The organism is Pseudomonas akapageensis (genome assembly GCF_011355085.1).
Lineage (GTDB): Bacteria > Pseudomonadota > Gammaproteobacteria > Pseudomonadales > Pseudomonadaceae > Aquipseudomonas > Aquipseudomonas akapageensis.
The window spans coordinates 120,277-143,315 of sequence record NZ_VXCP01000028.1 but is presented as its reverse complement, the minus strand read 5'-3'; the positions used below and the strand labels follow the sequence as shown (position 1 = coordinate 143,315).

Below are 23,039 nucleotides of genomic sequence, written 5' to 3'. Positions count from 1 at the left end.
CACGGAGGGTGGTTGGATGCGACAAGAGGAGGCGTCCACTTTACCCCGCTCCGGCATGTATCTGGTGCGTGCGGTGTGGATCGCGTTGATTCTCGCCACCCTTGTGGGCAACGGCATGCTGGCGCGACTGCCGTTTCCCCTCGATGCGAGCCGTGCGCCGCCGTTTGCCGCTGCCCCAGGCGAGCGCCTGAAGTTGATCGCCCCTTCCAGTACGACGCCGCTGATCCGTTACGAAAGTCGGCCAGGCGATAGAGTGGACGTACGTTTCGAGGGTGCCTCCCTGTCGGCGGACACACTGGCGACTCTGCGCGTCGCCGGGTTCGATCCGCCCAGTGATGAAGGAGCACTCGAGTTACTGAGTGAAGATGTCGGCAACGCCCGCACCTTCCTCACGGTGAATCCAAAGCCGCAGGAGGGCAGCGCTGAAGCCCGCGTCGAGCTCTTCCAGCTGCCGCAGGAAGCACGTGGTAACCCGTACTTCGAACTGCGCGCACAAGGCACCGAACTTTCGTTGACAATAGCGACGTCTGGCGACGATCTCTTCGCCGCCACAGCACCGATGCGCCAATTGACCGTTGGCGGACGTCGCTGGTTGCTGCCGGCGGCGCTCCCCCTCAACCTTGTGGTTACCGAAGGCCAGAGTCTGCGTGTGCGAGTGGTTTTGCGCGCTGTCGCCGGGGCGTCGGCCAGCCCGGCGGGGCATTTCATCTTCGGTACCGGTGACAGCAACGGCGCACTCCCACTGCGGGCGGCCGGCGTCAGCTCAGGCAATGGCGCCAACCCTCACCTGCGCCAGTTCGCCTGCTCTGCGCCCCCACGTGGTCCCTACTGGCGTGGAGCCGGCCGGCTTGCAGAGGGCATCTGCGATCTCGGGCCGAGCGCGCCGGCACTGACCGCCACACAGCTCGAGGTTTCACCCGACGCATTGATGATGACGTTGCGCGGCACGGCATGGATAGCGCGCGAAGGCGTTGCGATCAATGCACCGTTCTTCGAGCGAGTGCGTGCCAATCCGACGCTTTTCGCCGCCGTCGCTTTCGGCGACCTTGTGCTGATACTGGGCGCAGGATTGCCACTGTACCGCGCCTGGAGCCGGCACCGGCGCCGAGACGAACACGCCCCCGGCATATTCATCAGCTACCGCCGAGTGGACAGCACCGCCTACGCCCGCCTGATCGCCGATCGCCTGGGCAAATACTTCGGTGTCGAGCGTGTGTTCATCGATTTGGAAGACATCCAACCCGGCGAGCGCTTTGTGCAGCGCATCACCGACACCCTTGCCCGCTGCCACGCGGTCGTCGTGCTGATCGGCCCCGGCTGGCTGATTGCCACACGCGACGGCCAGCGCCGCCTCGACGATCCGAAGGATATCGTCCGTTACGAAATTGCTCAGGCTCTAGCCCTGCAGCTCGATGTCGTACCGGTGCTGGTCGGCGGTACCCAGCTGCCCCGCCCTCAGGACCTGCCCGCCGAGCTGGCCAGCTTGCTGGAACACAGCGCCATGGAAATATCGGATGTGCGACTGGATGAAGACATTGCATACCTCGCAGAGGCACTGCGGCCTGTCGTCAATCCAGTGGAGCACGAAGAGGAATGACGGACAGGCACTGGTTCGTATATTGGATTCCGACATTTGAGTAAGAGCGGAGCAAAGATCATGGAATACGACAACAAACTGATTGAAGAAGCCGTGCTTGCCCTGTTGGCAACCTTCAGTTTCGACAACGGCAATGCCTGGAAAGGGTTCGACTTCGAAACCATGAACCGGTTGCATGAACAAGGCCTGATCAGTAATCCGGTGAGCAAGAACAAATCGATCTGGTTGACGACGGAAGGGCTGGAGCAAGGCCGGCAGATAGCCGACCGACTGTTTGGGGTGAGAACTTGAGTGGGCCACATATCCGACTCGGATACCTGACTTCATGCTACGGCCACCCTAGGTGCACCTATGACCCTGTACACATACTCAACGCTCTGTCTGGCTGAGTTGCTTCAGACGGACCGCGTCGCCCGCATCGCTGGCAAGCCAGCTCCCACAGGTGCCCCTTGCTTCTCATAAAGCCTTTGCCAGCAAGGCTTGATATTCAGGCTTGCTGGCAATTCCAGTAGCTAGCTGCGGCGGCCAAAAATAGAAAACCCCTGAAGCCAATAGGCGTCAGGGGTTTGGAAGTAGTGGTGCCCAGAGACGGAATCGAACCGCCGACACGGGGATTTTCAATCCCCTGCTCTACCGACTGAGCTATCTGGGCCGCGGCGGAATTAAACGTTTTTTACGGCTGTGACGTCAAGCACGAATTCAAAAAAACTCAATAAATACCTATGCTTACGATTGTCCGTCATTTGGAAAACCTCGCGAAAGTCGAGTCTGGCTTCCACTACGCTGACGATGCAGCCCGTCCTTGCCAGATGGCTGGGCTACATCGCCAACGCACGACTACCTAGGTCGGCAGGCTTACACGCACTACTTCAGCGAAATAACGTGCGCCCGTCGACAGGATCGCGTCGTTGAAGTCATACAGCGCGTTATGCAGTGGCGTCGCCCCTTCCTGGCCCTCCGCGCCATTCCCGATGGTGTCCACAGGTTCAGCAGTGCTACTACGTCGCCGGCGAGTGCGATTTCGTCCTGATCATGCTGGTGAAAAACATGGAGCAATACACCCATCTGACGCGCGAGCTGTTTTTTGAGGGCAATAACGTCAATCGCTTCAAGACGTTGGTGTCCATGAGTACCGTGAAATCCGGCCTGTTTGTTCCCACGATTTCTCGTGACTGAGCGCGGTACCAAGGCGATGCAATTACATCAAGCGATCCGAGCGTTGCAGGCTTGGGCGATTTCTTAGATTGCCCGGGGAACTACGCCCAAGTGTCGCGCATCGACATGATGGAGATGCATCTTTCAGATACCATTTCGCCATGTTCTCTTCCCAACAGGGAGACAGGGAGAACATAAAAACCCCGGAAGGGCCAACCTCCGGGGTTTTGCTTTCCCTGGTGCCATTGCATTGACTGCAGTTCAACTCTTCGACCAGCACTTTGTTGATACTGATCTCGCCCTCTATCTATCCCCAAGAAAGCGGCTTACGAGATTCACTGAACTCGCCAGGACTCCACGGTCGCAGAACCGTGCTCGGCTTTCCACTCTTTAAGAATCTTGTGGTTCCCCCCCTTCGTCTCTACCAGCTCCCCGGATACAGGGTGTTTGTACACCTTCATTTCCCGTGCTTTACGGGTGATTTTCGACGGGGTCGGAACGACACTACGACGGTTGGCCTGAGGGTCGAGCAGCTTAATAACGTTCGTGAGACTGAACCCGTACTCGGCAAGCAAAGCCCGTAGTTTGGTCTCAAACTCGATCTCTTTCTGCAATCCGGAGTCTTTTTTCAGGGCTTCCAGCTCGGCCAATTGCTGAGCGAGCTGCTGTTCCAACTTTCTGAATTCGGCAAGACGAGACATGTAGATTCGTTCCTTAAAATTAGGATTGGGACGCTAACAAGTCGATGCTAAATGATACCTCCGACCTCGTCATCCATGAGAATCGTAAAGGCAAATCTCTAGAGAGGTGTCCTGAATTAAAAATTGCTTGAGTAACCGTTTGGCCGACGCATGCTTATGCATCTCTTGTTGTATATTTGCCAACAACAAACAACGACCGTGACCTTATGAGCCAATCAGAGAAGCGTGCGACTGCCCTGGCGCAATATCCAGAGGACACCCGCGAGGCGGCAGCCCTGCTCAAGCAAGCTGTACCACTGATGGTGCGTCACAACATTCCACCTAACCCGGTGCACTACGCCCTCTGGTACACCTACAGCAAAGGCCAGGAACCCGAACTCAATCGCCGCCTGGATAAAGCCGTCAAAGACTTTGGCAGTTTCCCCCCCGAATCCGCTGCCCAGCTTTTTCGTGACTACATTATTCGCGACGAGTTGGAGGACGCACGCGCGGGTCAGCAACAAGCAATCAATTTGGTTGACGACATGGAGCGCGACGTCTCGCGCAGTGTGAAGGGGAGCCAAAACTTTCAGACCAGCCTCGGTCACTGCCTGGAAATGCTTGAGGATCCGATCAACGAAAGGTTGCCCGAGATATTAAGCGAGCTGCAACAGAGCACTCAGCTTATGCAGGATCAGCAAGCACTATTCCTCTTCCAGCTACGCACTGCTCAAAATGAGATCAAAAGTCTGCGAGAAAAGCTGGAACGCGCCCAACAGGCTGCGACGCTGGACAGTCTGACTCAGGTGCTCAACCGAAACACCTTCACTCGCCTGCTGGAGCAAGCGCTGAACAATTCCCCTCGGGGTGTGGCTCTGGTCATACTGGATATTGATCACTTCAAGCAATTCAATGACCAGTACGGTCACCCTTTGGGAGACCGTGTACTCCAGCATGTCGGCCAGGTGCTGCGCAACTCGCTTCCACCCCATGCGCTGGCGGCACGTTATGGTGGTGAAGAGTTCTGCGTCATCCTGCAGGAGTGCACCGACATCACCAGCGCCCATGCCTTCGCTGAGCAACTGCGCCTGAAAATCCAGAAGTTACGGATCACGGCGCGAAACACCGACAAGGTGCTCGACACCATAACCGCGTCGTTCGGTGTTGCTCTCGCCGAAACGGGTGACAATCTGGAAACACTCCTGACTCGCGCCGATGATGCGCTTTACCAAGCCAAGCGCAATGGGCGCAACCAGGTCCAAGGGTAGCTCACCGACTACGAATGGAGGGGCAGAGATTATTTGTAGCTAAACCCTTATTGGCCGCATGGATAATTCTGGACGGATGATAGCCATGAGCTATTATTCAGATCATTCACATGGAGGGTGTTAGATGAGCTTGCGTCCAACGTTGCTCGACGTGGTTTTCGTCATTGTCATAATTATTACTTGTGCCATGGGGGGGACGTTGGTGGCCCTGTTCTGGTAGCTGCCCCAGGCTAATGCGCGCCACCGGAAAAAATGATATCAATGTGCTAGTGTTCACGTGGGTGATCGATTTCTGGCAAATAGCGGCTATCTGTATATGGATATTACCTGGTAATGATCAAGCTTATCCCTGTTCATGAGCTTTGCCTCGGCATGTATGTCCATGAATTCAGCGATTCAGGAATAGATCCGACTTTCTGGAAGGGAGGATTCCTGATCCAGACTTCATATGATCTGAAACGTATCAAGGACTCGGCTGTTCATGAAGTGTGGATTGATGTCGGCAAGGGGATAGATGCCGCGTCCGGGCGACTTGAGGTGCCACAGCGCTCGACAATAGTGAGTTCTGCACCGCGAGACTTGACGACGTTAGCGGCTGAGCTGCCTCAAGCACAAAAGCTCTGTGCGGAGGCCAAAATGGCCGTGGTTGCGATGTTCCGCAAGGCGCGCATGGGCCAGCCGCTAAAACTGGCCCGTGTTGGCGAACTGGTTTCGGAGTTCTCCGATTCAGTGCTGCGCCACCCCAGTGCACTGATCAGCCTGGCGCGCCTGAAGACTGCCAACGACTACACGCACATGCACTCGGTGGCGGTCAGCGCGCTCATGATCGCCCTCGCTCACGAGTTGAATCTGAGTCAAGACTTGATACTTGAGGCAGGCATCGCAGGGCTGTTGCACGACATCGGCAAAATCGCGATCCCTGAGACAATCCTTGACAAGCCTGGGAAACTCACCGACGAAGAGTTTGAAATTATTCGCAAGCATCCGAAAGCGGCAATCAACATACTTACCGATAATCAATACGTAAGTGATTTAGTGCTTGATGTATGCCTGCACCACCACGAAAAGTACGATGGCAGTGGCTACCCACATCGCCTGGCCAGCGAGCAGATCAGTCTATTTTCGCGCATGGGAGCGGTATGCGATGTGTACGATGCGCTGACATCGACACGCCCTTACAAACCCGGTTGGGATCCCGCCGAGGCTATCCATCAGATGGCGACATGGCAAGGCCACTTCGATACCGAAATACTGCACGCGTTCATTAGAACAATCGGTGTTTACCCGGTGGGTGCTCTGGTTAGACTGGAAAGTGGGCTGCTGGGAGTAGTAATGGAGCAGCATGAAAAATCGCTGTTGACACCACAGGTCAAGGTGTTTTTCTCAACGCATTCCAATCGACCCGTTCCTCATGAAATCATTGACCTCGCCAAATTAGTAGGGCGTGAAAAAATCATTAGCCGAGAGAGTCCAGCGAAGTGGGGGTTTAGTCAGCTCGATTCCCTCTGGACGGGTCTATCGACCTCCGCGGTCTGACTTTTTCTGACCAGGTGATCGACACGGCCCCAAACGGCGCTGGGATATGGCTGGCTTGGCCAACTTTACCTCCCTCCTCCACCGTCTTGCCGACCGAACACGATCCTCAACCTTTAATGCCATGATGCCGTCCTCGGGAAGCTCGTAGTTCACCGGTTGGGTGAAGATCATCTGTGGATCAGAGCCGAGATCCCCCTATCTCGCTGCTTCTCGAAGCAGGACATCACAAGTCCTCCTCAGTCAGTGAATTTTACTTCTCGATACAACGATACAAACGTATCTTTGAAACAAGGGCTGCTAGCCCGACGACTTCAGTCTGTCTCCAGATCGATGTCACGCTTTTCCGTCTTTTGAGTGGTCTTCTTGAACGCGTGCAAAAGGGAAGAGATCGTATGCGCTGCGCAAACTGCGGACTCGAGAATCCCTCCGGGGCCAGCTTCTGTGAAGCGTGCGGCGTCAGGTTGTCTCGCAGCTGTCCGCGCTGCGGTCACGAGGCGGGCCTGTCCGCCAAATTTTGCAGTGAATGCGGCGCGCCGCTGACCGATGCGCCTGCTGCGTCATCCCCACGCCCCGAGCCCGTTTCAGAGCCCTCTCCAGCGCCCATTCATTACACGCCCCACCACCTTGCCGAGCGCATCCGCGCCGAACAGGCGGCCATGGAAGCCCGGGGCGAGACCGCCGGTGAGCGCAAGACCGTCACGGCATTGTTTGCCGACATGGCCGGTTCCACGGCGTTGATCCACGACCTCGATCCGGAAGAGGCCCACCGCCTGATCGAGCCAGTTGTCGCGCTGATGATGGAAGCCGTCCACCACTACGAAGGCTACGTCGCCAAGACACTGGGCGATGGCATACTCGCGCTGTTCGGAGCCCCCATCGCCCATGAGGATCATCCGCAGCGGGCGTTGTATGCAGCACTGCGCATGCAGCAGGCGATACGCCGACATGGCGACCGCATTCGCCTGGAGAAAGGCATTCCCCTGCAAATCCGCGTCGGCATCCATACCGGAGAGGTCGTCGTACGCTCGATCCGCACGGACGATTTGCACACCGATTACGATCCGGTCGGGAACACGATCCACATTGCCTCCCGGATGGAGGGAATCGCCGCACCCTCGTCGATCCTGGTGAGCGAGCCTACGTACAAGCTGGCGGAAGGTTATTTCGAATTCAAGGCGCTGGGGGCCGCCCAGGTCAAAGGCATTCCCGACCCCCTTGTTGTGTACGAGGTGCAGGGTCTCGGCGCGCTGCGCACACGCCTGCAACTGTCGGCACACCGCGGGCTGGCCAGGTTCGTCGGCCGCCAGGTCGAGCTCGACCACCTGTATCAGGCGCTTGAACAGTCCAAAGCGGGCCACAGTAAGGTCGTCGCGGTGATAGGTGAAGCCGGCGTCGGGAAGTCGCGGCTGTTTCTTGAGTTCAAGGAGCGCTCGCGGCACGGATGTCTGGTGCTGGAGACGTTCTCAGTGTCGCACGGCAAGGCCTTTGCCTATTTCCCGCTCATCGAGCTTCTGAACAACTATTTTCAGATCACCGCCCAGGACGACGAGCGTCGGTGCCGGGAAAAGGTCATGGGCAAGACCCTTGCGCTCGAGCGAAGCTTCGAGGATCTCGTGCCCTACCTGCTCTATCTGCTGGGTATCGGCGAACGCAGTTCAGTGCTCGCGGCAATGGATCCACAGATCCGGCGCGATCGCACCTTCGACGCGATCACTCAACTTCTTGCACGCGAGAGCCGCAATCAACCGATCGAGCTGCTGTTCGAGGATTTGCAATGGCTGGACGGCGAAACCGAAGCATTCCTCGCGTACTTGATCGACCACTTGGCAAGCACCCCGATCCTGCTCCTCGTGAACTACCGCCCCGAGTATCAGCCTGTTTGGACGCGCGCGAGTCATTGCAGCCAACTGCGGCTCGAACCGCTGGGCCCGGTCGAAGCACAGGCAATGCTCGCGACTCTGCTTGGGGACGATCCTGCCCTCATCCCCCTCAAACAGCTCATCCTGGATAAGACGGAGGGCAACCCTTTCTTCATGGAGGAAGTGGTGCAAACGCTGGTCGAGGAGAAATGGCTGCTGGGTGAAGCCGGTCAATATCGGATCGAGCAAACTCCGGCTGCGCTGCATATTCCCACCACCGTGCAGGGTGTACTCGCCGCCCGTATCGACCGCCTCCCGGTAGCGGAGAAGGAATTGCTGCAGACCCTCGCCGTTATCGGCAAAGAGTTTCCATTCAGTCTGATCCAGTGCATCTGTGTTGGGCGGGACGAAGATTTGTGCGATCTGCTCGCACGACTGGAGGCCGCAGACTTCATCTACCAGCGGCCCGCATTTCCGGAGGTGGAATATTCGTTCAAGCATGCGCTGACACAGGAGATCGCGGGCCAATCGCTACTCACGGAGCGACGTAGCGCGCTGCATGAGCGCACGGCGCAGGCCATCGAGGCACTGTTCCCCACTCGCATCGCGGATTACTGCAGCGAACTGGCGCACCACTACAGGCTGAGCGGCAATGTTCCGAAGGCCGTGGAATACCTTCACCGTACCGGACAACAGGCCCTCCAGCATTCCGCCCATCTCGATGCAATGCGTCACCTCGGCGCAGCGCTGGAATTGCTCAAGCATTTGCCCGACACGCCCGCGCGTGCTCATCAGGAGCTGGCGTTGTTACTGTCCTTTGGGCCGGCCGTGATGGCCGTGCGCGGCTTTAGTGCGCCCGAAGTAGCGACCACTTACACCCGCGCACTGGCGCTATGCGCGCAAGTCGGGGACGACTCGGTGCTTTTCCCTGCGCTGCAGGGGCTGTGGACTTACTACGAGTTGCGCGCCGAATGCACAACTGCATGCGAACTGGCTGAACGCTTGTTCAGTATTGCGCAAACCGCGCAGGATCCAGACTTGCTCGTGGAAGCCCATGCGGCACTTGGGCAGACATTGCTTTTCCAGGGTGATCTGAAAAATGCCCTTGACCATCAGGAGCGGGCGCGTGTCCTCTACGACCCTGATCGCCATCGCACACATGCCATTACGTACGGCATGGATCCGGGCTATGCCCTGACATTTTCGGCCTGGAGCCTTTGGTACTTGGGTTTTCCCAATCAGGCAAGCATGCGCAGCCAGGATGCCCTTGCTCTGGCCAGGAAGATTGCCCACCCATTAAGCCTGGCCTTCACCCTGTCCGCTACGTCGATACTGGGACAGTTTCGGCACGACGTACAACTCGCCGAAGAGTATGCAGATGCCGCCATCAAGCTTTCTCTCGAACAAGGGTTTCCGTTGTATTTGGCAAGGGGGAATATTCTTCAAGGTTGGGCCCGCACCGAGCAGGGCCACATTGACGAGGGAATCGCTCAGATAACCAACGGTATCGCCAATTACCGCGCAGCCGGATCAGAGCTTGGATGTTCTTATTTTCTGGCCCTGCTGGCCGCAGCGCACGGGCGCGCCGGGCAACCGCAGGCAGGATTGAAGGCCGTGGCCGACGCTCTGGCTATGGTGAACAGAACAGGCGAGCACTTTTACGAAGCAGAGCTGCACCGCCTCAAGGGCGCCCTTACCCTGCAATGTCCAGGGCAAGACCGACTGGATTCTTCCGTGTGGCAAGAAGCGCAAGCATGCTTCCAAACGGCGATCTCGATCGCTCGTCAACAAGGGGCAAAGTCATTCGAGCTACGCGCCACCGTGAGCCTTGCTCAGCTCTGGGAAACACGAGACAAGGAGACGGCCAGAGAAATGCTGGCCGATATCTATAGCTTCTTCACCGAAGGTTTCGACAGCGTTGATTCGCTACAAGCCAAGGCGCTGCTCGATGCATGGGCATCAAACGGGGGATGAACGCTCGATGACAAAGGGTGATGACCATGAAGAACGGACAGCCTCGAGGCAGTGACGGGCGTAAGCCGATCGCGCTAGCTCTGCAGGGCGGCGGGATGCACGGTGCGTTCACCTGGGGCGTGCTCGATCGGTTGCTCGAGGACGGCCGGCTTGCCATTGAAGGCGTGAGCGCGACCAGTGCCGGTGCGATGAATGCCGTTGTGCTGGCCAATGGCATGCTGCACGGTGACGAGGCCGGCGCGCGCCAGGCGCTGCACGATTTCTGGTACGCCGTGGCGCAGTCCGCCGAGCGTTATAACCCGTTGCGCTGGGTGCCATGGTTGAAAGGGAAGCACAGTTTCGGGCTGGACTATTCACCCATGTATACGTTCGCGGACATGACGCTTCGTATCTTCTCGCCTTACCAGTTCAATCGCCGCAACTTGAGTCCGTTGCGGGAGGTGCTGGAGAGTCAGGTCGATTTCGCCGCCTTGCGAAGCCAATGCCCGTTCCACCTCTATCTGTGTGCGACCAATGTCGAGACGGGGAAGATACGCATCTTCTCGGGCGAGGAAGTCAGCGCCGAAGCCGTGCTGGCTTCGGCCTGTGTGCCGACATTGTTCCAGGCGGTGACGATCGACGGGCAGAACTACTGGGATGGCGGCTATATGGGCAATCCGGCCATTTTTCCGTTGATCTACCACTGCAATACGCGCGATGTGGTGATCGTCCACATCAACCCGCTCGTCCGTCCGGGCGTGCCCATTACCGCTGCCGACATCCTCAATCGCATCAGTGAAATCAGCTTCAACTCGTCGCTGATGCGTGAGCTGCGCACCATCGCTTTTGTCACCGACCTCATTCAGCAAGGCAAGGTCGATCGCAACGAAATGAAGGAGATGCTGATCCACTCCATCAAGTCCGACGAGGCGATGTGTGCGCTTAGCGTGTCCAGCAAGTACAACGCGGACTGGGACTTCCTCTGTGGACTGCGCGACAACGGACGACGCGAGGCCGAGGCGTGGCTCGCGCAGAACTACCGGAATATTGGCGAACGGTCGAGCATCGACATCCGAAAGGAATTTCTTTGAACGCCGCCATGACACGAAAAAGCTGGCTGGCGATCAAGCGCTTTGCGTTGAAGCCACTTCCAGGGTTTGCACGGTGGTTTTCTGCAGCATCTTGGGACCGTCGCCGCGCTTGCTCAGGGAGTAGACCATGCGTGAGGCCGTATAGATGGCGGAGTTGAGGCAGCTGGCCACGGCGATCAGTACCACGATATCCACGATCATTTTCGCATGGGGGATATTCATCAGCTCAAGCGCGCGCTGATAAGAGCCGACTTCCCTGAGCATCGGGTCATTCCAGGGCACGATGGAGATGATGAGGAAGACCGAGACAATGTAGAAAATCCCCATGCGCCAGACCACGGAGTTTGTTGCGCGGGTGATCTGCTTCGATGGGTTCTGGGATTCGGCGGCGGCAATGGTGACGATTTCCGTACCCATGAAGCTGAACACCGTGGTGAGCATCGCACCGACCACCGCGGTCATGCCATTGGGCATGAAGCCACCAAAGTCCTTGCTCAGTTGCAGGACACCGCTCACTTCCCGCTCAGGCAGTCCACCAACCAGGGCCAGCGCGCCCAGCGCAATGAAGCCCAGTACGGCAATGACCTTGAGCATGGCGAACCAGAATTCGAATTCGCCATAACGCGCGACGCTGAACAGGTTGGTTACGGTCAACAGGGCGGTGACCGCTATGGCAAACTCCCACGTCTGCACTGCAGGAAACCAGGCATGCAGAATGGCCGCGGCGGCAATGGCTTCGATCGGAATGACCAACACCCAGAACCACCAGTACAGCCAGCCGATGGTGAAGCCGGCGCTGCGCCCCATGGCCCGCTCGGCGTAGGTCGAAAAGGAGCCGGTATCGGGCGAGGCCACGGCCATTTCGCCCAGCATGCGCATGACCAGCACCACCAGCGTGCCGGAAAAGATATAGGCCAGAATCGCGGCCGGACCTGCGGAGGCGATGGCGTGCCCTGAGCCGATGAACAGGCCGGCACCGATGGCGCCGGCAATGGAAAGCATGGTGACGTGACGCTGCTTGAGGCCTGGGGCCAACGTAAAACTGCTGGACATGATGTTTACCCTTTTTATTGTACTTGGGAGGGCAAAGCTTCAGCCAGGAATGTGGAGCGTCTGCGGGACGGGCGATATCCAACCAATGCAGATCTGTATCCGCTGCATGCAGCTCACCAAAGTTTCCGGGTACAGGTTGCGAGCAACCTGATTACTCGACGTCTTCGTAAGGCAGGCCCACGTAGTTCTCCGCGATATTGACCAGGCCAGCGTGGGAGTTGAAGAAGTATTCGCGGTCGGCTTGCTGCATCTTCTGGTCCCATGCGTCTTTGTGATCACCGAAGTCGTGCAACAGGTTGGTCATGAACCAGCTGAAACGCTCGCCTTTCCAGATACGACGCAGCGCCAACTCGGAGTATTTTTCCAGCAAGTCGGTACGGCCTTCCTTGTAGACCTTGACCAGGATGCGATACAGGTAACACACATCGGAGGCGGCCAGATTCAACCCTTTGGCGCCGGTAGGTGGCACGATGTGCGCCGCGTCGCCGACCAGGAACAGCTTGCCGTACTGCATCGGCTCGACCACGTAACTGCGCAGCGGAGCGATGCTCTTCTCCAACGAAAGACCGGTCACCAGCTTGTCGGCCACCTCTTGCGGCAGGCGTGTCTTGAGTTCACCCCAGAAACGCTCATCGGACCACGCTTCGACCTTGTCGGTCAGAGGCACTTGCAGGTAGTAACGGCTGCGGCTCAGCGAGCGCTGGCTGCAAAGGACGAAACCACGGTCGTGATGGGCATAGATCAGCTCATGGTTAACCGGCGGTGTGTCGGACAACAGGCCCAACCAACCGAACGGATACACTCGCTCATAGTGGGTGAGCACGTCGGCAGGGATACTTCTGCGTGCGATACCGTGGAAACCGTCGCAGCCGGCGATGTAGTCGCAGTCGATGCGATGGGTTTCGCCACTTTTTTCGTAGGTGACGTAAGGGTTTTCGCCCTTCATCTCGTGCAACTGCACGTTTTCGGCCGAGTAGATGATCGGCGCGCCGTTGGCGGTGCGGGCGTCCATCAGGTCCCGTGTAACCTCGGTCTGGCCATAGACCATCACGGTCTTGCCACCGGTCAGTGCCTTGAGGTCAACACGGATGCGTTTTCCGCAAACCAGCAGTTCGACGCCATCGTGGACCAGGCCTTCAGTATCCATGCGTTCGGAAACACCGGCTTCGCGCAGCATGTCGACAGTACCTTGCTCCAGCACTCCGGCACGAATCCGGCTGAGGACGTAATCGGGTGTCTGGCGTTCGAGGACGATGTTGTCGATGCCAGCGTTATGCAGCAATTGGCCCAACAGAAGTCCGGATGGACCGGCACCGATAATCGCAACCTGAGTTTTCATTATTCTGCTCTCACATGGGCAATCCAGCCGATTGCATGCCGCGACTGGATTTTTTAGATTTATTTTGCCCCTGCATTTTTGCTGACAAAACACTGGAAAAAAGGTGATATTCCCGGCTTAAATTGCACTTTTACAAAGTCTGTTCGATTATCGAACGGTCCGAAAGATCCGAAAGGTCTAACCTCATCAGGTCATTACGCGCGATGAAAAGCCGTCTTTCCAGCATCCCTGTATTCAAGCTGTATGGCGAAAACCAGGCATGGCCAACCCCGGACCTGCTGCACTGTGAGTCAATTCCCAAACGCAGCAGCTTGCACCATTGGGAGATCAAGCCGCACCGCCATGCCGATCTGTTCCAGCTGCTCTACGTGCAGCGTGGTCAGGCGGTAGTCGAGATCGAGGGCAGGCGCAGTGATGTGCTGGAAGCGGCGATTCAGGTCACGCCGCCGATGACCGTGCATGGTTTCCAGTTCTCGGAAAACATCGAGGGGTACGTGCTCACCCTGGGAGCCCCGCTGGTGGCCAGATTGGAAGCACAACTGGGCGCGCCCCTGACCGTCCTGGCCTCCTCAGGTTGCTACCCGGTGGGGCGTGATCGCCGCTACATCAACACCCTGTTCACTGCTCTGCACCAGGAGTACGACGGTAGTGAGCCCGCACGCGACGTGGTATTGCACTCGTTGGTCAGTGTGCTGATGGTCTGGATCAGCCGTCACAGACAACTGAACACACCACCGAGCAGCAGTGGCGAACGAAATCAGCACTTGCTGAGCAACTTCATCAAGCTGGTAGAACAGCACTACCGCGAGCATTTCTCGGTAGAAACCTTCGCCCACCGTGTTGGTCTTTCCAGCGTGCACCTCAACACCCTGTGCCGGGAGCTGGCCGGACAAACAGCGCTTCAGATCATTCATCAGCGCCTGCTGCTGGAAGCCAAACGCAACCTGATCTACACCAACATGAGCATCAGTCAGTTGTCTGACAGTCTGGGCTTCAGCGACCCGACGTACTTCTCCCGCTTCTTTCGCCGCCTCAGCGGCCAGACACCGAACACCTTCCGCCAGGCTGCCGGCCACCGCGACAGCGGTGCCTGAATTTGCCAGCAAGGCCTGATATTCAGGCTTGCTGGCAATTCCAGAAGCTGCTGGTGCCCTTTATTTTGAGCGGGCATTTTCAGCCGCATCACTCAACCTGCCGCGGGATACCGTGCCGCCCGCCAGAGGTTTTGCGATTCTTCGGTCAGATGACGCAAGCCACTACGGTCCAGCATGCGTTCCGACTCCTCTTGCACCGCGGCCAGCACCGCCGCCTCGTCGACGGCGCATACGACGTAGTCTTCCATCAGGATCCGGCCGTCAACGATGGTGGTACATACGTCCCCGCCGTTGGCGAAGCAGGTGATACGGTGGACCGGCATGTTCATCGGCATCAGGTGCGGCTTGAACAGGTCGATCAGAATGATGTCAGCCTTCTTGCCAACTTCCAGCGAACCGATCTCATGGTCCATCGACAGTGCCTTGGCGGCGTCGATAGTGACCATTTCCAGCACCTTGCCCTGGGGCAGGATGTCCGGGTCGCGGAAATGGCGGCGGTGGTAATGCATGCACTGGAACATGTGGCGGAACATGTCGTAACCACGGTCCGGGGCGGCGCCGTCGGAGCCGAGGGCGACGGTGACATTGGCCTCGATCAGTTCCGGTACCGGGCAGCGACCCAGGATCGACATGATGGCGCTCGGGTTGTGCACGATCTTGGTCTGGGTCTCGCGACACAGGGCGATGTCCTCCTCTGTCAGGTCAATGCAGTGGGACATGAAGGATGTCGGGCCGAGCAGGCCCAGTTCGCGGTGGGCCAGCGCCAGCGTGCCGCCGCGGTGGCCATCCTGGGTGAAGGTCAGGCCATGGCGCTGGGCCAGAGCCAGGTAGTCCTGGGCTTGCTGGCGAAACAGCGGTGCCAGCTCCCGATGGCTGGGCTCGTATTGGGGCGCGTAAACCGGCAGCGTGATGGCGACGCGCACCCGGCCGTCACCCATGCCGTCGCAGCTCCTGGCAATTTCTTCGCAGACTTCGAACATGGTCTCGAAACTGACGTCGCGCCGAGTGGGCGGTTCGGTCGACCAGTCCAGGTAGGTGCGCGGCGCTGGTGGCCCCGACGGCCCGACGGCCACTACCGAGCGGGTACCGATTTCGGCGATGGCCTGGGCGTGGCGTTGGGCGTAAACCGGGTCGTCGACCCGCATGATCGAATCACCTCCGCCCAATAGCGACACGCCAGTGGTGGTGCCACATTTGAGCCGCTCCAGCGCCGACAACCTGGCCTCGACCTCCCAGAACTCGACGCCGGAGGCCGAGGTATAGATGGTCTGGCACGCCTGCATCCAGGCATCCCCCTCCCCGGCGCCGATGGTTTTCAGCATGGCATGGCCAGCATGGGCATGGCTGTCGATCAAGCCAGGGAGCACCGCCTTGTTGCGGGCATCGATGATTTTTTCCGCCGTGAAGCGAGCCCGCAGTTCATCCGTGCGCCCCACCGCCACGATGCGGTTGCCGAGCACGGCCACTGCGCCGTCGGCAATCACGCGCCGTTGCTCGTCCACGGTGATGACCACGCCGTGCTCGATGAGCAGGTCTACTTTGTTGAGCGTATTTTGAGTCACAGGCGGCTCCTGAGCAGACTGCCATTTTTCGCCACGACGACTCCGCGGCTGATCACCGTCCGCGCCAGCGGGCGCCCCACGACGGCTTCGGCCAATGTCTCTGCAGGCAGCAACAACAGGTTGGCTGTCTGCCCCGATGCCAATCCGTGGTCACTCCGCCCAAGTGCCCGCGCACCATTGCCGGCAGCGGCTTCGAAGGCTGTGCAGATTTCAGGATCGGTTCGCATGCCGCAGCGCAAGGCGAGCAGCATCGCGCGTTCGAGCATGTCGCCATTGCCCATTGGGGTCCAGGCGTCGCGAATGCCATCCGAACCGAGGCAGACATTCACCCCCGCCGAGTGCAGCTCGGTAAAGGGCGGAATGGCAATGTCCGCTGGCGCCGTGGTCATCAGTGAAATTCGATTGGCCGCCAGGCGTTCAGCCAACGGCAGCACTTGAGCCCAGTCTTTCATGCCCATGCAAAACGCATGGCTGATCATCACTTGCCCCTGGCGCTGATAGCGCTCGGTGAAATCGATGATGCGAGCAATCTGCCAGAGCCCCAGCTCCCCACCGTCATGCAGGTGGATGTCGATACCGCGATCAAACTTGTCCGCAAGCTCGAAGATGGTCGTGAGGTGCGCGATGGGATCATTGTCGATGCCGCAGGGGTCCAACCCCCCTACTACCTCGACCCCCAGCTCCAGGGCTTCGCGCATCAATGCTTCGACCCCCGGGCGGTTTACCAGGCCAATCTGAGGGAAGGTGACGAACTCGATATCCACCAGGTCGGCGTAGCGTTCGCGCAGTTCCAACATGGCTTGCGCATGCTCGATACCCAGCTCGGGATCGGCGTCCACATGACAGCGGAACATCAGCGAGCCGCGAGCTATGCATTGCTCCAGCAGAGCACCGGCCCGCTCGGCAATGGGAGATGTGAGCTCGCGCAGGATTTGCCGCTCATTGGCTATGCGCGCCTTGAGGTTCGGGCCTGCACTGTGCGGCCGCCAGGGTTGCCCCCACAGGGTCTTGTCCAGATGGATGTGGCTTTCCACCAGTGACGGCACGAGCAGTTGACCTTGCCCGTCAAGGTCAGCGCCAGCGACTGGATTGCCACTGGCGGGCTGACGATCGCCGATACGACCCTCGATAATCTGTATGTCTTCGATTGCGCCGCCGTAGGGGCGGACATTACGCAACCAGAACGAATTGCTCATTTGAACCTCATCACTGCTTGAGTGAGCCCCGCCGCCAGAACGCCTGCGGGGACACTGTTTACGGGGGCTACTTCAAGTTGCCTGCAAGGAACTGCTTGAGGCGCTCGCTCCTGGTGTGCTTGAACAGTTGCTCGGGGCTGCCTTCTTCCTCGATCTTGCCCTGGTGCAGGAAGATCACGTGGTTGGACACCTCGCGGGCAAAGGCCATCTCGTGGGTCACTACCACCATGGTCCGGCCCTCTTCGGCCAGGGCCTGCATCACCTTCAGCACCTCGCCGACCAGCTCGGGGTCGAGGGCCGAAGTCGGCTCGTCGAACAGCATCACTTCCGGCTCCATCGCCAGGGCCCGGGCGATCGCCACACGCTGCTGCTGGCCGCCGGACAGGTGCGACGGGTACTTGTCCTCCATGCTGGCCGGCAGGCCGACTTTGGCCAGGTACTTGCGTGCGCGGGCCACCGCCTCATCGCGGCTGAGGCCCAGGGCATGCATCGGCGCTTCGATAACGTTTTCCAGCACCGACATGTGCGCCCACAGGTTGAAGTGCTGAAACACCATGGACAGTTTGGTGCGCATGCTTTGCAGCTGCTTCTGGTTGGCCACGCGCAGCCCGCCGTTCTTGTCCTTCTCGGTGCGAATCTCCTCGGCGTTCACCGTGATTCGCCCGGAGTTCGGCTGCTCGAGGAAGTTGATGCAGCGCAGGAAGGTACTCTTGCCCGAACCCGAAGAGCCGATGATGCTGATCACATCGCCTGCCCTGGCCTTGATCGACACGCCCTTGAGCACTTCGTGGTTGCCATAGTTCTTGTACAGATCGTCTACGGTCAGTTTGTACATGGTGTTGACTCTGCGTAGGCGGCCTTCAGGCGGCCTGGGGTTTCAGGAAGGCCAGCCAGCGGGTTTCACCGCGACGAAATAGCCAGACAAGCGACAGCGCGATCACCGCGTACAACAGTGCAGCGATGAAGAAGGCCTCGAACGATGCATAGGTCGCCGAGTTGACGTCGCGGGCGACCTTCAGCAGGTCAGGAACCGTGGCGGTAAACGCCACCGAGGTCGAGTGCAGCATCATGATCACCTCGTTACTGTAGTACGGCAGTGCGCGACGCAGCGCCGAGGGCAGAATGATGCGGCGGTACAGGTTGAACTTCGACAAGCCGAAGGCACGGGCCGCCTCGACCTCGCCGTACGGCACCGACCTGATCGCGCCAGCGAAGACTTCCGTGGTGTAGGCGCAGGTATTGAGCGCGAACGCCAGCACCGTGCAGTTGAAGCCTTCACGAAAGAACATGTCGAGGAATGCGTGCTCGCGCACCACGCTCAGGCTGTAGACACCGGTGTAGATGATCAACAGTTGGATATAGAGCGGCGTGCCACGAAACACATAGGTGTAAAACCAGACTGGCAGTCGGATAAACCGGTTTTTTGATACCCGAGCCACGGCCAGCGGCACCGACATGACAAAACCGATCGCGATCGACAGCACCAGCAGCCACAGGGTGATGGACAGACCGGAAAAGTTGGCGCCATCCGACCACAAATACGCTTGCCAATATTCCTGGATAATAGCGATCACAGTTCAGCCTCCCGAATGCCGACAGAGTAATGATGCTTGAGCCAGATCAAGACGCCATTGGAGACCGTGGTAATGGCGAGATAAATCAGCGCGCCGATCACGGTGAAATAGAACAGTTGCATGGAGCTCTTGCCGGCATCCTGGGTGGCCCGGACGATATCGGACAGACCGATGATGGACACCAGCGCGGTCGCCTTGATCATGACCTGCCAGTTGTTGGCAATACCCGGCAAGGCAAAACGCATCATTTGCGGGAATAAAATGCGATAGAACGCCTGCCATGGGCTCAGGCCATAGGCCATGGCCGCCTCGATCTGACCACGCGGGACCGCCTGGAAAGCACCGCGGAAGGTCTCGGTAAAATAAGCACCGTAGATAAACCCGAGCGTCGCTACACCCGCGAGGAAGGGATCAATATCAATTTGATCCATACCAAGCCCTTCGGTGACCTGATTGAGGAGTATCTGAATGCTGTAGAACAGCAACAGCATGGTCACAAGATCCGGAACACTGCGGATCATCGTGGTGTAGAGGGTGGCACTATTGCGCAGCCACTTATTACCTGACAACTTGGAACTGGCGCCTGCCAAACCAATCAGCACTGCCGCCAGCAGCGATAATATCGCCAGCTTCAGTGTCATCCAGGTGCCACTCGCGATCAGCGGCCCATAGTCTACCAAGGACATTGCATTCTCCTTGAACACGATAGCTCAGCCGATGCTGCCTATCTTGTTCAGCAGTACTTTTCTTGTTTTTAAATGCCGCAAAAGCCTGGAGTCGTAGTCGACTTGAAATCAATCAGTTGTAGATATCAAAGGAGAAATATTTATCGGAGATCGTCCTGTAAGTTCCGTCCTTGATAATCTCGGCAAGCGCCCCATTGATCTGTTCGCGAAGCTCATTGTCTTCCTTGCGCAAACCAATCCCGGCACCCACACCGAGGGTTTTCGGGTCGCGCAACTCTGGGCCGACAAACGCAAAATCACGTCCTCTCTCGGTTTTCAAAAAACCCAGATCGGCCTGGACGGAAGATTGCAGCGCTGCATCCAGGCGGCCTGCGATCAAGTCCTGGTAAACCAGGTCCTGGTTCTGGTATGTCGTTACGGTGACGCCTTTCGACGTCCAGTAAGTTTTGGCATAGGTTTCCTGCGTGGAGCCCTGCTCGACCCCTACACGCTTGCCTTGAAGGGATTCGGGCGTTGGCAGGAGATCGGAGCCTTTTTTCGCAACGAGACGGGGCAGGACATTATTGATCTTGTCGGAGAAGGCTATCTGCGCCTGACGTTTCTCAGTCACACTCATGGAGGAAAGAATGCCGTCGAACTTCTTGGCTTTCAGCGCCGGGATGATGCCGTCGAAGGAGTTCTCGACCCATACACATTTGACCTTCAGCTTTTCGCAGATCGCGTTGCCAAGATCGATATCGAAGCCCACAAGGGTGCCATCCGGCGCCTTCGACTCGAACGGGGCGTAAGTAGGGTCAACGCCGAAACGAATGACTTGCAAGTCTTTCGCATAGACACCACTGGCGGCCAAGGCCAGAACAACTGAAACTGCAAACTTCTTCATATCAATCTCCGTAGGCACACTGGTACTGGGGTTTTAAAAGTGGCCGACCTCTATAGGGTTTTCCCTATAAAAAGTCCGCCGGGTCACACCTCTTGCATGCTGCGTCGGTAGCTCGCCGGGGAGAACTTGAAAGTCAGCACCGCCATCGCGGCGAGCACCCCGATGTGCAACCACCAGCCGGTGATGAAGCTCCCGCCGGAGTCGCGCAGCCAGCCGATCAGCCAGGGAGCACTCGATGCGAGCATGAAACCAATCCCCTGAACGAAGGCCGCCAAGGTGCCGGCCGCTTGCGCGCTGGCCAGGTGGTCGAGGCTGACAATCAGGCTGAGCGAGAAGAACCCGCCCAGGCCAAACCCGACCAATCCGACCCACACCCACGGCGCTGCGTTGGGGGCAAGCGCAAAGCCTGCGAAGCCCGCGACCTGCAGCGCGATCGTCAGCCATAAGGCAGCGCGCCGATCAGCGCTGCGGCGGGCCAGCATCGGCATTGCGAACGCCGCCGTCGCCTGGAACATCGCCAACCACGCGAGCAAGTTGCCCGAGGCCTGCAGGCCCATGCCCTGCTGCTGATAGAAGGAAGGCAACCATGCCACCAGACTCGAGTAGCCGCTGTTGGTCAGACCAAAGTAGGCAGCCAACTGCCATGCACGCCGATTCCTGAAGAAGCTGCCGGTTTTGACCGGCGCAGGTCCGCCAGTCGCTATCGGCGGCGTGCGTGGCGCACACACCAGCCAGAGCAGGAGCACTGCAAGCGCTGGCAAGGCCCACATGGAAAGTCCCAACCGCCAGCCGCCATACGCGTTCAGCCATGTGCTTGCCAGCGAGCCAAGCGCCCCGCCGCCAACCAATGCCGCCGAGTAGAGCCCCATCACCATCGCTATACGGTCAGCGAACCAACGCTTGGCGACACCCGGTATCAAGGCCTGGATCACCGCCACGCCGGTGCCGGCGATACCGGCGCTGGCAATCAACTGCGCGCCGTCCTTGACCACGGCGCGTGACGCGCACCCAAGCATCAATAGCAATAATGCGCCGGCCAGCGCCCGCCGCTCGCCGAAGCGACGTGCGACACCGATGCCAATGAAGGCAATCAGGCCCATCAGCACGAAGGGCAAGGTGGTCAGCATCGCGGCGCTGCGAAAATCGAGGCCGATGTCGGCGCGTACCAGATCGAGCACTGGCCCGACCGACGTCAGGAATGGCCGCAGATTCAAGCCCAGTAGCACCAGGAGCACCAGTGCGGCCAGTGACACCTCAGCCACGCGCGACACGCCCGTTGCGATGACAGCCGATGCGCGGTCAGTCATGGCGCGTACTTCTCGGGTGCGGGCTTCAACGTCACGTTACTTGTCATCACATTTACCTTGGGGAATCTGGCCAACAGGCTGCATCAGCCGCTGTTCTTCAAGACTAAGAGCAGGTGCTATTATTCGGAAATGAAATGTTCGAATGACAATTAGTGGATTACGTAATGACTTCGACGCTGATCGATCCGTTGCTACTCAAGAGTTTCGTCGCGGTGGTAGAGAGCGGTAGCTTCACGCGCGCCGGGGAACGCGTGCACCTGAGCCAGTCGACCATCAGCCAACAGTTGAAGCGACTCGAGGAGCAACTCGGCTGCGAGCTGGTCAACCGCAGCGGGCGTTACGTCGTCACCACCGAGGACGGCGAGCGCTTGCTCAGCTACGCACGCAGGCTTCTTGGGCTGATGGAAGAGGTGGTCGAAGAATTACGCCAGGGCAACGCCCAGGGCGAGGTGCACATCGGCGTGCCAGAAGACTTCGCCTCAGACTTGCTGACCCCGACGCTTGCCGCCTTCGCACGCGCGAACCCGGCGATAAGGCTTGAGATCAGCAGTGGACTCAGCAACACCCTATGGCAACAGTTCTGTGCAGGCGACTACGACCTGGTGCTGGTCAAACAGCGCCCGGGACAGGTTGTCGGGCACGCCGCCTGGCCCGAACCGCTCTCCTGGTTCGACAGCCTCAACGAGCCGACGTATGAGCGCGACCCGCTGCCACTGGTGGTGTTTCCGGTCGGCGGCTTGTATCGCGATGAAATGATCCACGCACTCGAGAGCGCCGGCCGCCGCTGGCGCATCGGCTACAGCAGCGCGAGCCTGGCGAGCGTGCGCTCGGCCGTCGCCGATGGTCTGGGCGTCAGCGTGCTCCCTTCGCGCCTTGCACTGCCCGGCCACCGACGGTTGGGCGTGGCCGAGTCTTTCCCTGAACTGGCGGCACTGGAAATCGCACTACACCTGCGCGCCGACGCACCACGCCGCGTGATTGACCTGGCCGAACAGCTGACAAAGTTGTGTGCCCAGGTGACCGGCCACGTCGGCTGACGTGCGCAAACAACACATTGGGGTGCGGCTGCATACCTAAGGCGCTTTGCTCTGAAACAGCCATTCATAGCTCAGAGGATATTGGCGACCTGTTGCTGGGTTGCCAGCGAAAAGGCCAAGACAGAACACACACCTGATTGCCGCGAGCTTCGAACCTTAGCGATTTTTT

General features: G+C 58.7%; 17 protein-coding genes, 1 tRNA gene and 2 pseudogenes. 9 read left to right on the top strand and 11 right to left on the bottom strand.

Annotated features, from left to right (window positions below):
* The first annotated feature begins 16 nt into the window (after nt 1–16).
* Both F2S13_RS18825 and F2S13_RS18820 read left to right on the top strand, forming a co-directional pair.
* Entirely contained in the window at nt 17–1,597 is a 1,581-nt protein-coding gene (locus tag F2S13_RS18825; protein ID WP_166363488.1) for a toll/interleukin-1 receptor domain-containing protein, read from the top strand.
* A gap of 60 nt (nt 1,598–1,657) precedes the next feature.
* Nucleotides 1,658–1,888, top strand: a complete 231-nt coding sequence (locus F2S13_RS18820) for a DUF6429 family protein (RefSeq protein ID WP_166363486.1) — start codon at nt 1,658–1,660, stop codon at nt 1,886–1,888.
* 285 nt (nt 1,889–2,173) lie between these two features.
* Here the strand turns inward: F2S13_RS18820 and F2S13_RS18815 are convergent.
* Nucleotides 2,174–2,249 (bottom strand) — tRNA-Phe (locus F2S13_RS18815).
* A gap of 323 nt (nt 2,250–2,572) precedes the next feature.
* Here F2S13_RS18815 and F2S13_RS18810 point away from each other — a divergent pair.
* Nucleotides 2,573–2,773 (top strand): annotated as a pseudogene (locus tag F2S13_RS18810) (Lrp/AsnC ligand binding domain-containing protein); the annotation flags it as partial.
* Nucleotides 2,774–3,087: 314 nt separating this feature from the next.
* Here F2S13_RS18810 and F2S13_RS18805 read toward each other — a convergent pair.
* Nucleotides 3,088–3,453 carry a histone-like nucleoid-structuring protein, MvaT/MvaU family gene (locus F2S13_RS18805; protein WP_166363484.1) on the bottom strand — a complete coding sequence of 122 codons (366 nt, stop codon included), beginning with the start codon at nt 3,451–3,453 and terminating at the stop codon, nt 3,088–3,090.
* A 206-nt stretch (nt 3,454–3,659) separates the two neighbouring features.
* On the opposite strand from F2S13_RS18805, the gene F2S13_RS18800 reads away from it, so the two are divergent.
* From F2S13_RS18800 to F2S13_RS18785, 4 genes are all read left to right on the top strand, one after another.
* Nucleotides 3,660–4,700 carry a GGDEF domain-containing protein gene (locus tag F2S13_RS18800; RefSeq protein ID WP_166363482.1) on the top strand — a complete coding sequence of 347 codons (1,041 nt, stop codon included), beginning with the start codon at nt 3,660–3,662 and terminating at the stop codon, nt 4,698–4,700.
* Between the two features lie 333 nt (nt 4,701–5,033).
* On the top strand, nt 5,034–6,236 hold the full coding sequence (locus F2S13_RS18795; protein ID WP_166363480.1) for an HD-GYP domain-containing protein: 1,203 nt from the start codon (nt 5,034–5,036) through the stop codon (nt 6,234–6,236).
* 392 nt (nt 6,237–6,628) lie between these two features.
* On the top strand, nt 6,629–10,069 hold the full coding sequence (locus F2S13_RS18790) for an adenylate/guanylate cyclase domain-containing protein (protein WP_166363478.1): 3,441 nt from the start codon (nt 6,629–6,631) through the stop codon (nt 10,067–10,069).
* A 26-nt stretch (nt 10,070–10,095) separates the two neighbouring features.
* Nucleotides 10,096–11,139: a patatin-like phospholipase family protein gene (locus tag F2S13_RS18785; protein ID WP_246237937.1), complete on the top strand. Its 1,044-nt coding sequence runs from the start codon at nt 10,096–10,098 to the stop codon at nt 11,137–11,139.
* Nucleotides 11,140–11,214: 75 nt separating this feature from the next.
* Here the strand turns inward: F2S13_RS18785 and F2S13_RS18780 are convergent.
* Nucleotides 11,215–12,192, bottom strand: a pseudogene (locus tag F2S13_RS18780) (amino acid permease); the annotation flags it as partial.
* Between the two features lie 151 nt (nt 12,193–12,343).
* Nucleotides 12,344–13,531, bottom strand: coding sequence for a 4-hydroxybenzoate 3-monooxygenase (pobA, locus tag F2S13_RS18775; RefSeq protein ID WP_166363474.1), 1,188 nt, complete (start codon nt 13,529–13,531; stop codon nt 12,344–12,346).
* Nucleotides 13,532–13,734: 203 nt separating this feature from the next.
* Between pobA and F2S13_RS18770 the strand changes: the two genes are divergently transcribed.
* Entirely contained in the window at nt 13,735–14,625 is an 891-nt protein-coding gene (locus tag F2S13_RS18770) for a helix-turn-helix domain-containing protein (RefSeq protein WP_166363472.1), read from the top strand.
* A gap of 92 nt (nt 14,626–14,717) precedes the next feature.
* Here the strand turns inward: F2S13_RS18770 and F2S13_RS18765 are convergent, their stop codons facing one another.
* From F2S13_RS18765 to F2S13_RS18735, 7 genes are all read right to left on the bottom strand, one after another.
* Complete coding sequence (locus F2S13_RS18765; protein ID WP_166363470.1) at nt 14,718–16,187, bottom strand: amidohydrolase family protein; 1,470 nt, start codon at nt 16,185–16,187, stop codon at nt 14,718–14,720.
* Nucleotides 16,184–17,383 carry an amidohydrolase family protein gene (locus tag F2S13_RS18760; RefSeq protein WP_166363468.1) on the bottom strand — a complete coding sequence of 400 codons (1,200 nt, stop codon included), beginning with the start codon at nt 17,381–17,383 and terminating at the stop codon, nt 16,184–16,186. Before F2S13_RS18760 ends, F2S13_RS18765 begins: the two co-directional genes overlap by 4 nt.
* Before the next feature lie 67 nt (nt 17,384–17,450).
* A complete protein-coding gene (locus F2S13_RS18755) occupies nt 17,451–18,218 on the bottom strand; it encodes an ABC transporter ATP-binding protein (RefSeq protein ID WP_166363466.1) in 768 nt (255 codons plus the stop codon).
* A gap of 25 nt (nt 18,219–18,243) precedes the next feature.
* A complete protein-coding gene (locus F2S13_RS18750) occupies nt 18,244–18,957 on the bottom strand; it encodes a histidine ABC transporter permease HisM (RefSeq protein ID WP_166363464.1) in 714 nt (237 codons plus the stop codon).
* Nucleotides 18,954–19,643: an ABC transporter permease gene (locus tag F2S13_RS18745; protein ID WP_166363462.1), complete on the bottom strand. Its 690-nt coding sequence runs from the start codon at nt 19,641–19,643 to the stop codon at nt 18,954–18,956. The genes F2S13_RS18750 and F2S13_RS18745 overlap by 4 nt, the downstream gene beginning before the upstream one ends.
* A 112-nt stretch (nt 19,644–19,755) precedes the next feature.
* Complete coding sequence (locus tag F2S13_RS18740) at nt 19,756–20,526, bottom strand: ABC transporter substrate-binding protein (protein WP_166363460.1); 771 nt, start codon at nt 20,524–20,526, stop codon at nt 19,756–19,758.
* A gap of 83 nt (nt 20,527–20,609) precedes the next feature.
* On the bottom strand, nt 20,610–21,833 hold the full coding sequence (locus F2S13_RS18735; protein ID WP_166363458.1) for a cyanate transporter: 1,224 nt from the start codon (nt 21,831–21,833) through the stop codon (nt 20,610–20,612).
* A 164-nt stretch (nt 21,834–21,997) separates the two neighbouring features.
* Between F2S13_RS18735 and F2S13_RS18730 the strand changes: the two genes are divergently transcribed.
* Nucleotides 21,998–22,870 carry a LysR family transcriptional regulator gene (locus tag F2S13_RS18730; RefSeq protein ID WP_166363456.1) on the top strand — a complete coding sequence of 291 codons (873 nt, stop codon included), beginning with the start codon at nt 21,998–22,000 and terminating at the stop codon, nt 22,868–22,870.
* Nucleotides 22,871–23,039 lie beyond the last annotated feature (169 nt).

Excerpts from the sequence above, each read along its gene's own strand:
- F2S13_RS18825 (WP_166363488.1), top strand. The coding sequence starts at position 17 with ATGCGACAAGAGGAGGCGTCCACTTTACCCCGCTCCGGCATGTATCTG.
- F2S13_RS18820 (WP_166363486.1), top strand. The coding sequence starts at position 1,658 with ATGGAATACGACAACAAACTGATTGAAGAAGCCGTGCTTGCCCTGTTG.
- F2S13_RS18805 (WP_166363484.1), bottom strand. The coding sequence starts at position 3,453 with ATGTCTCGTCTTGCCGAATTCAGAAAGTTGGAACAGCAGCTCGCTCAG.
- F2S13_RS18800 (WP_166363482.1), top strand. The coding sequence starts at position 3,660 with ATGAGCCAATCAGAGAAGCGTGCGACTGCCCTGGCGCAATATCCAGAG.
- F2S13_RS18795 (WP_166363480.1), top strand. The coding sequence starts at position 5,034 with ATGATCAAGCTTATCCCTGTTCATGAGCTTTGCCTCGGCATGTATGTC.
- F2S13_RS18790 (WP_166363478.1), top strand. The coding sequence starts at position 6,629 with ATGCGCTGCGCAAACTGCGGACTCGAGAATCCCTCCGGGGCCAGCTTC.
- F2S13_RS18785 (WP_246237937.1), top strand. The coding sequence starts at position 10,096 with ATGAAGAACGGACAGCCTCGAGGCAGTGACGGGCGTAAGCCGATCGCG.
- pobA (WP_166363474.1), bottom strand. The coding sequence starts at position 13,531 with ATGAAAACTCAGGTTGCGATTATCGGTGCCGGTCCATCCGGACTTCTG.
- F2S13_RS18770 (WP_166363472.1), top strand. The coding sequence starts at position 13,735 with ATGAAAAGCCGTCTTTCCAGCATCCCTGTATTCAAGCTGTATGGCGAA.
- F2S13_RS18760 (WP_166363468.1), bottom strand. The coding sequence starts at position 17,383 with ATGAGCAATTCGTTCTGGTTGCGTAATGTCCGCCCCTACGGCGGCGCA.
- F2S13_RS18755 (WP_166363466.1), bottom strand. The coding sequence starts at position 18,218 with ATGTACAAACTGACCGTAGACGATCTGTACAAGAACTATGGCAACCAC.
- F2S13_RS18745 (WP_166363462.1), bottom strand. The coding sequence starts at position 19,643 with ATGTCCTTGGTAGACTATGGGCCGCTGATCGCGAGTGGCACCTGGATG.
- F2S13_RS18740 (WP_166363460.1), bottom strand. The coding sequence starts at position 20,526 with ATGAAGAAGTTTGCAGTTTCAGTTGTTCTGGCCTTGGCCGCCAGTGGT.
- F2S13_RS18735 (WP_166363458.1), bottom strand. The coding sequence starts at position 21,833 with ATGACTGACCGCGCATCGGCTGTCATCGCAACGGGCGTGTCGCGCGTG.
- F2S13_RS18730 (WP_166363456.1), top strand. The coding sequence starts at position 21,998 with ATGACTTCGACGCTGATCGATCCGTTGCTACTCAAGAGTTTCGTCGCG.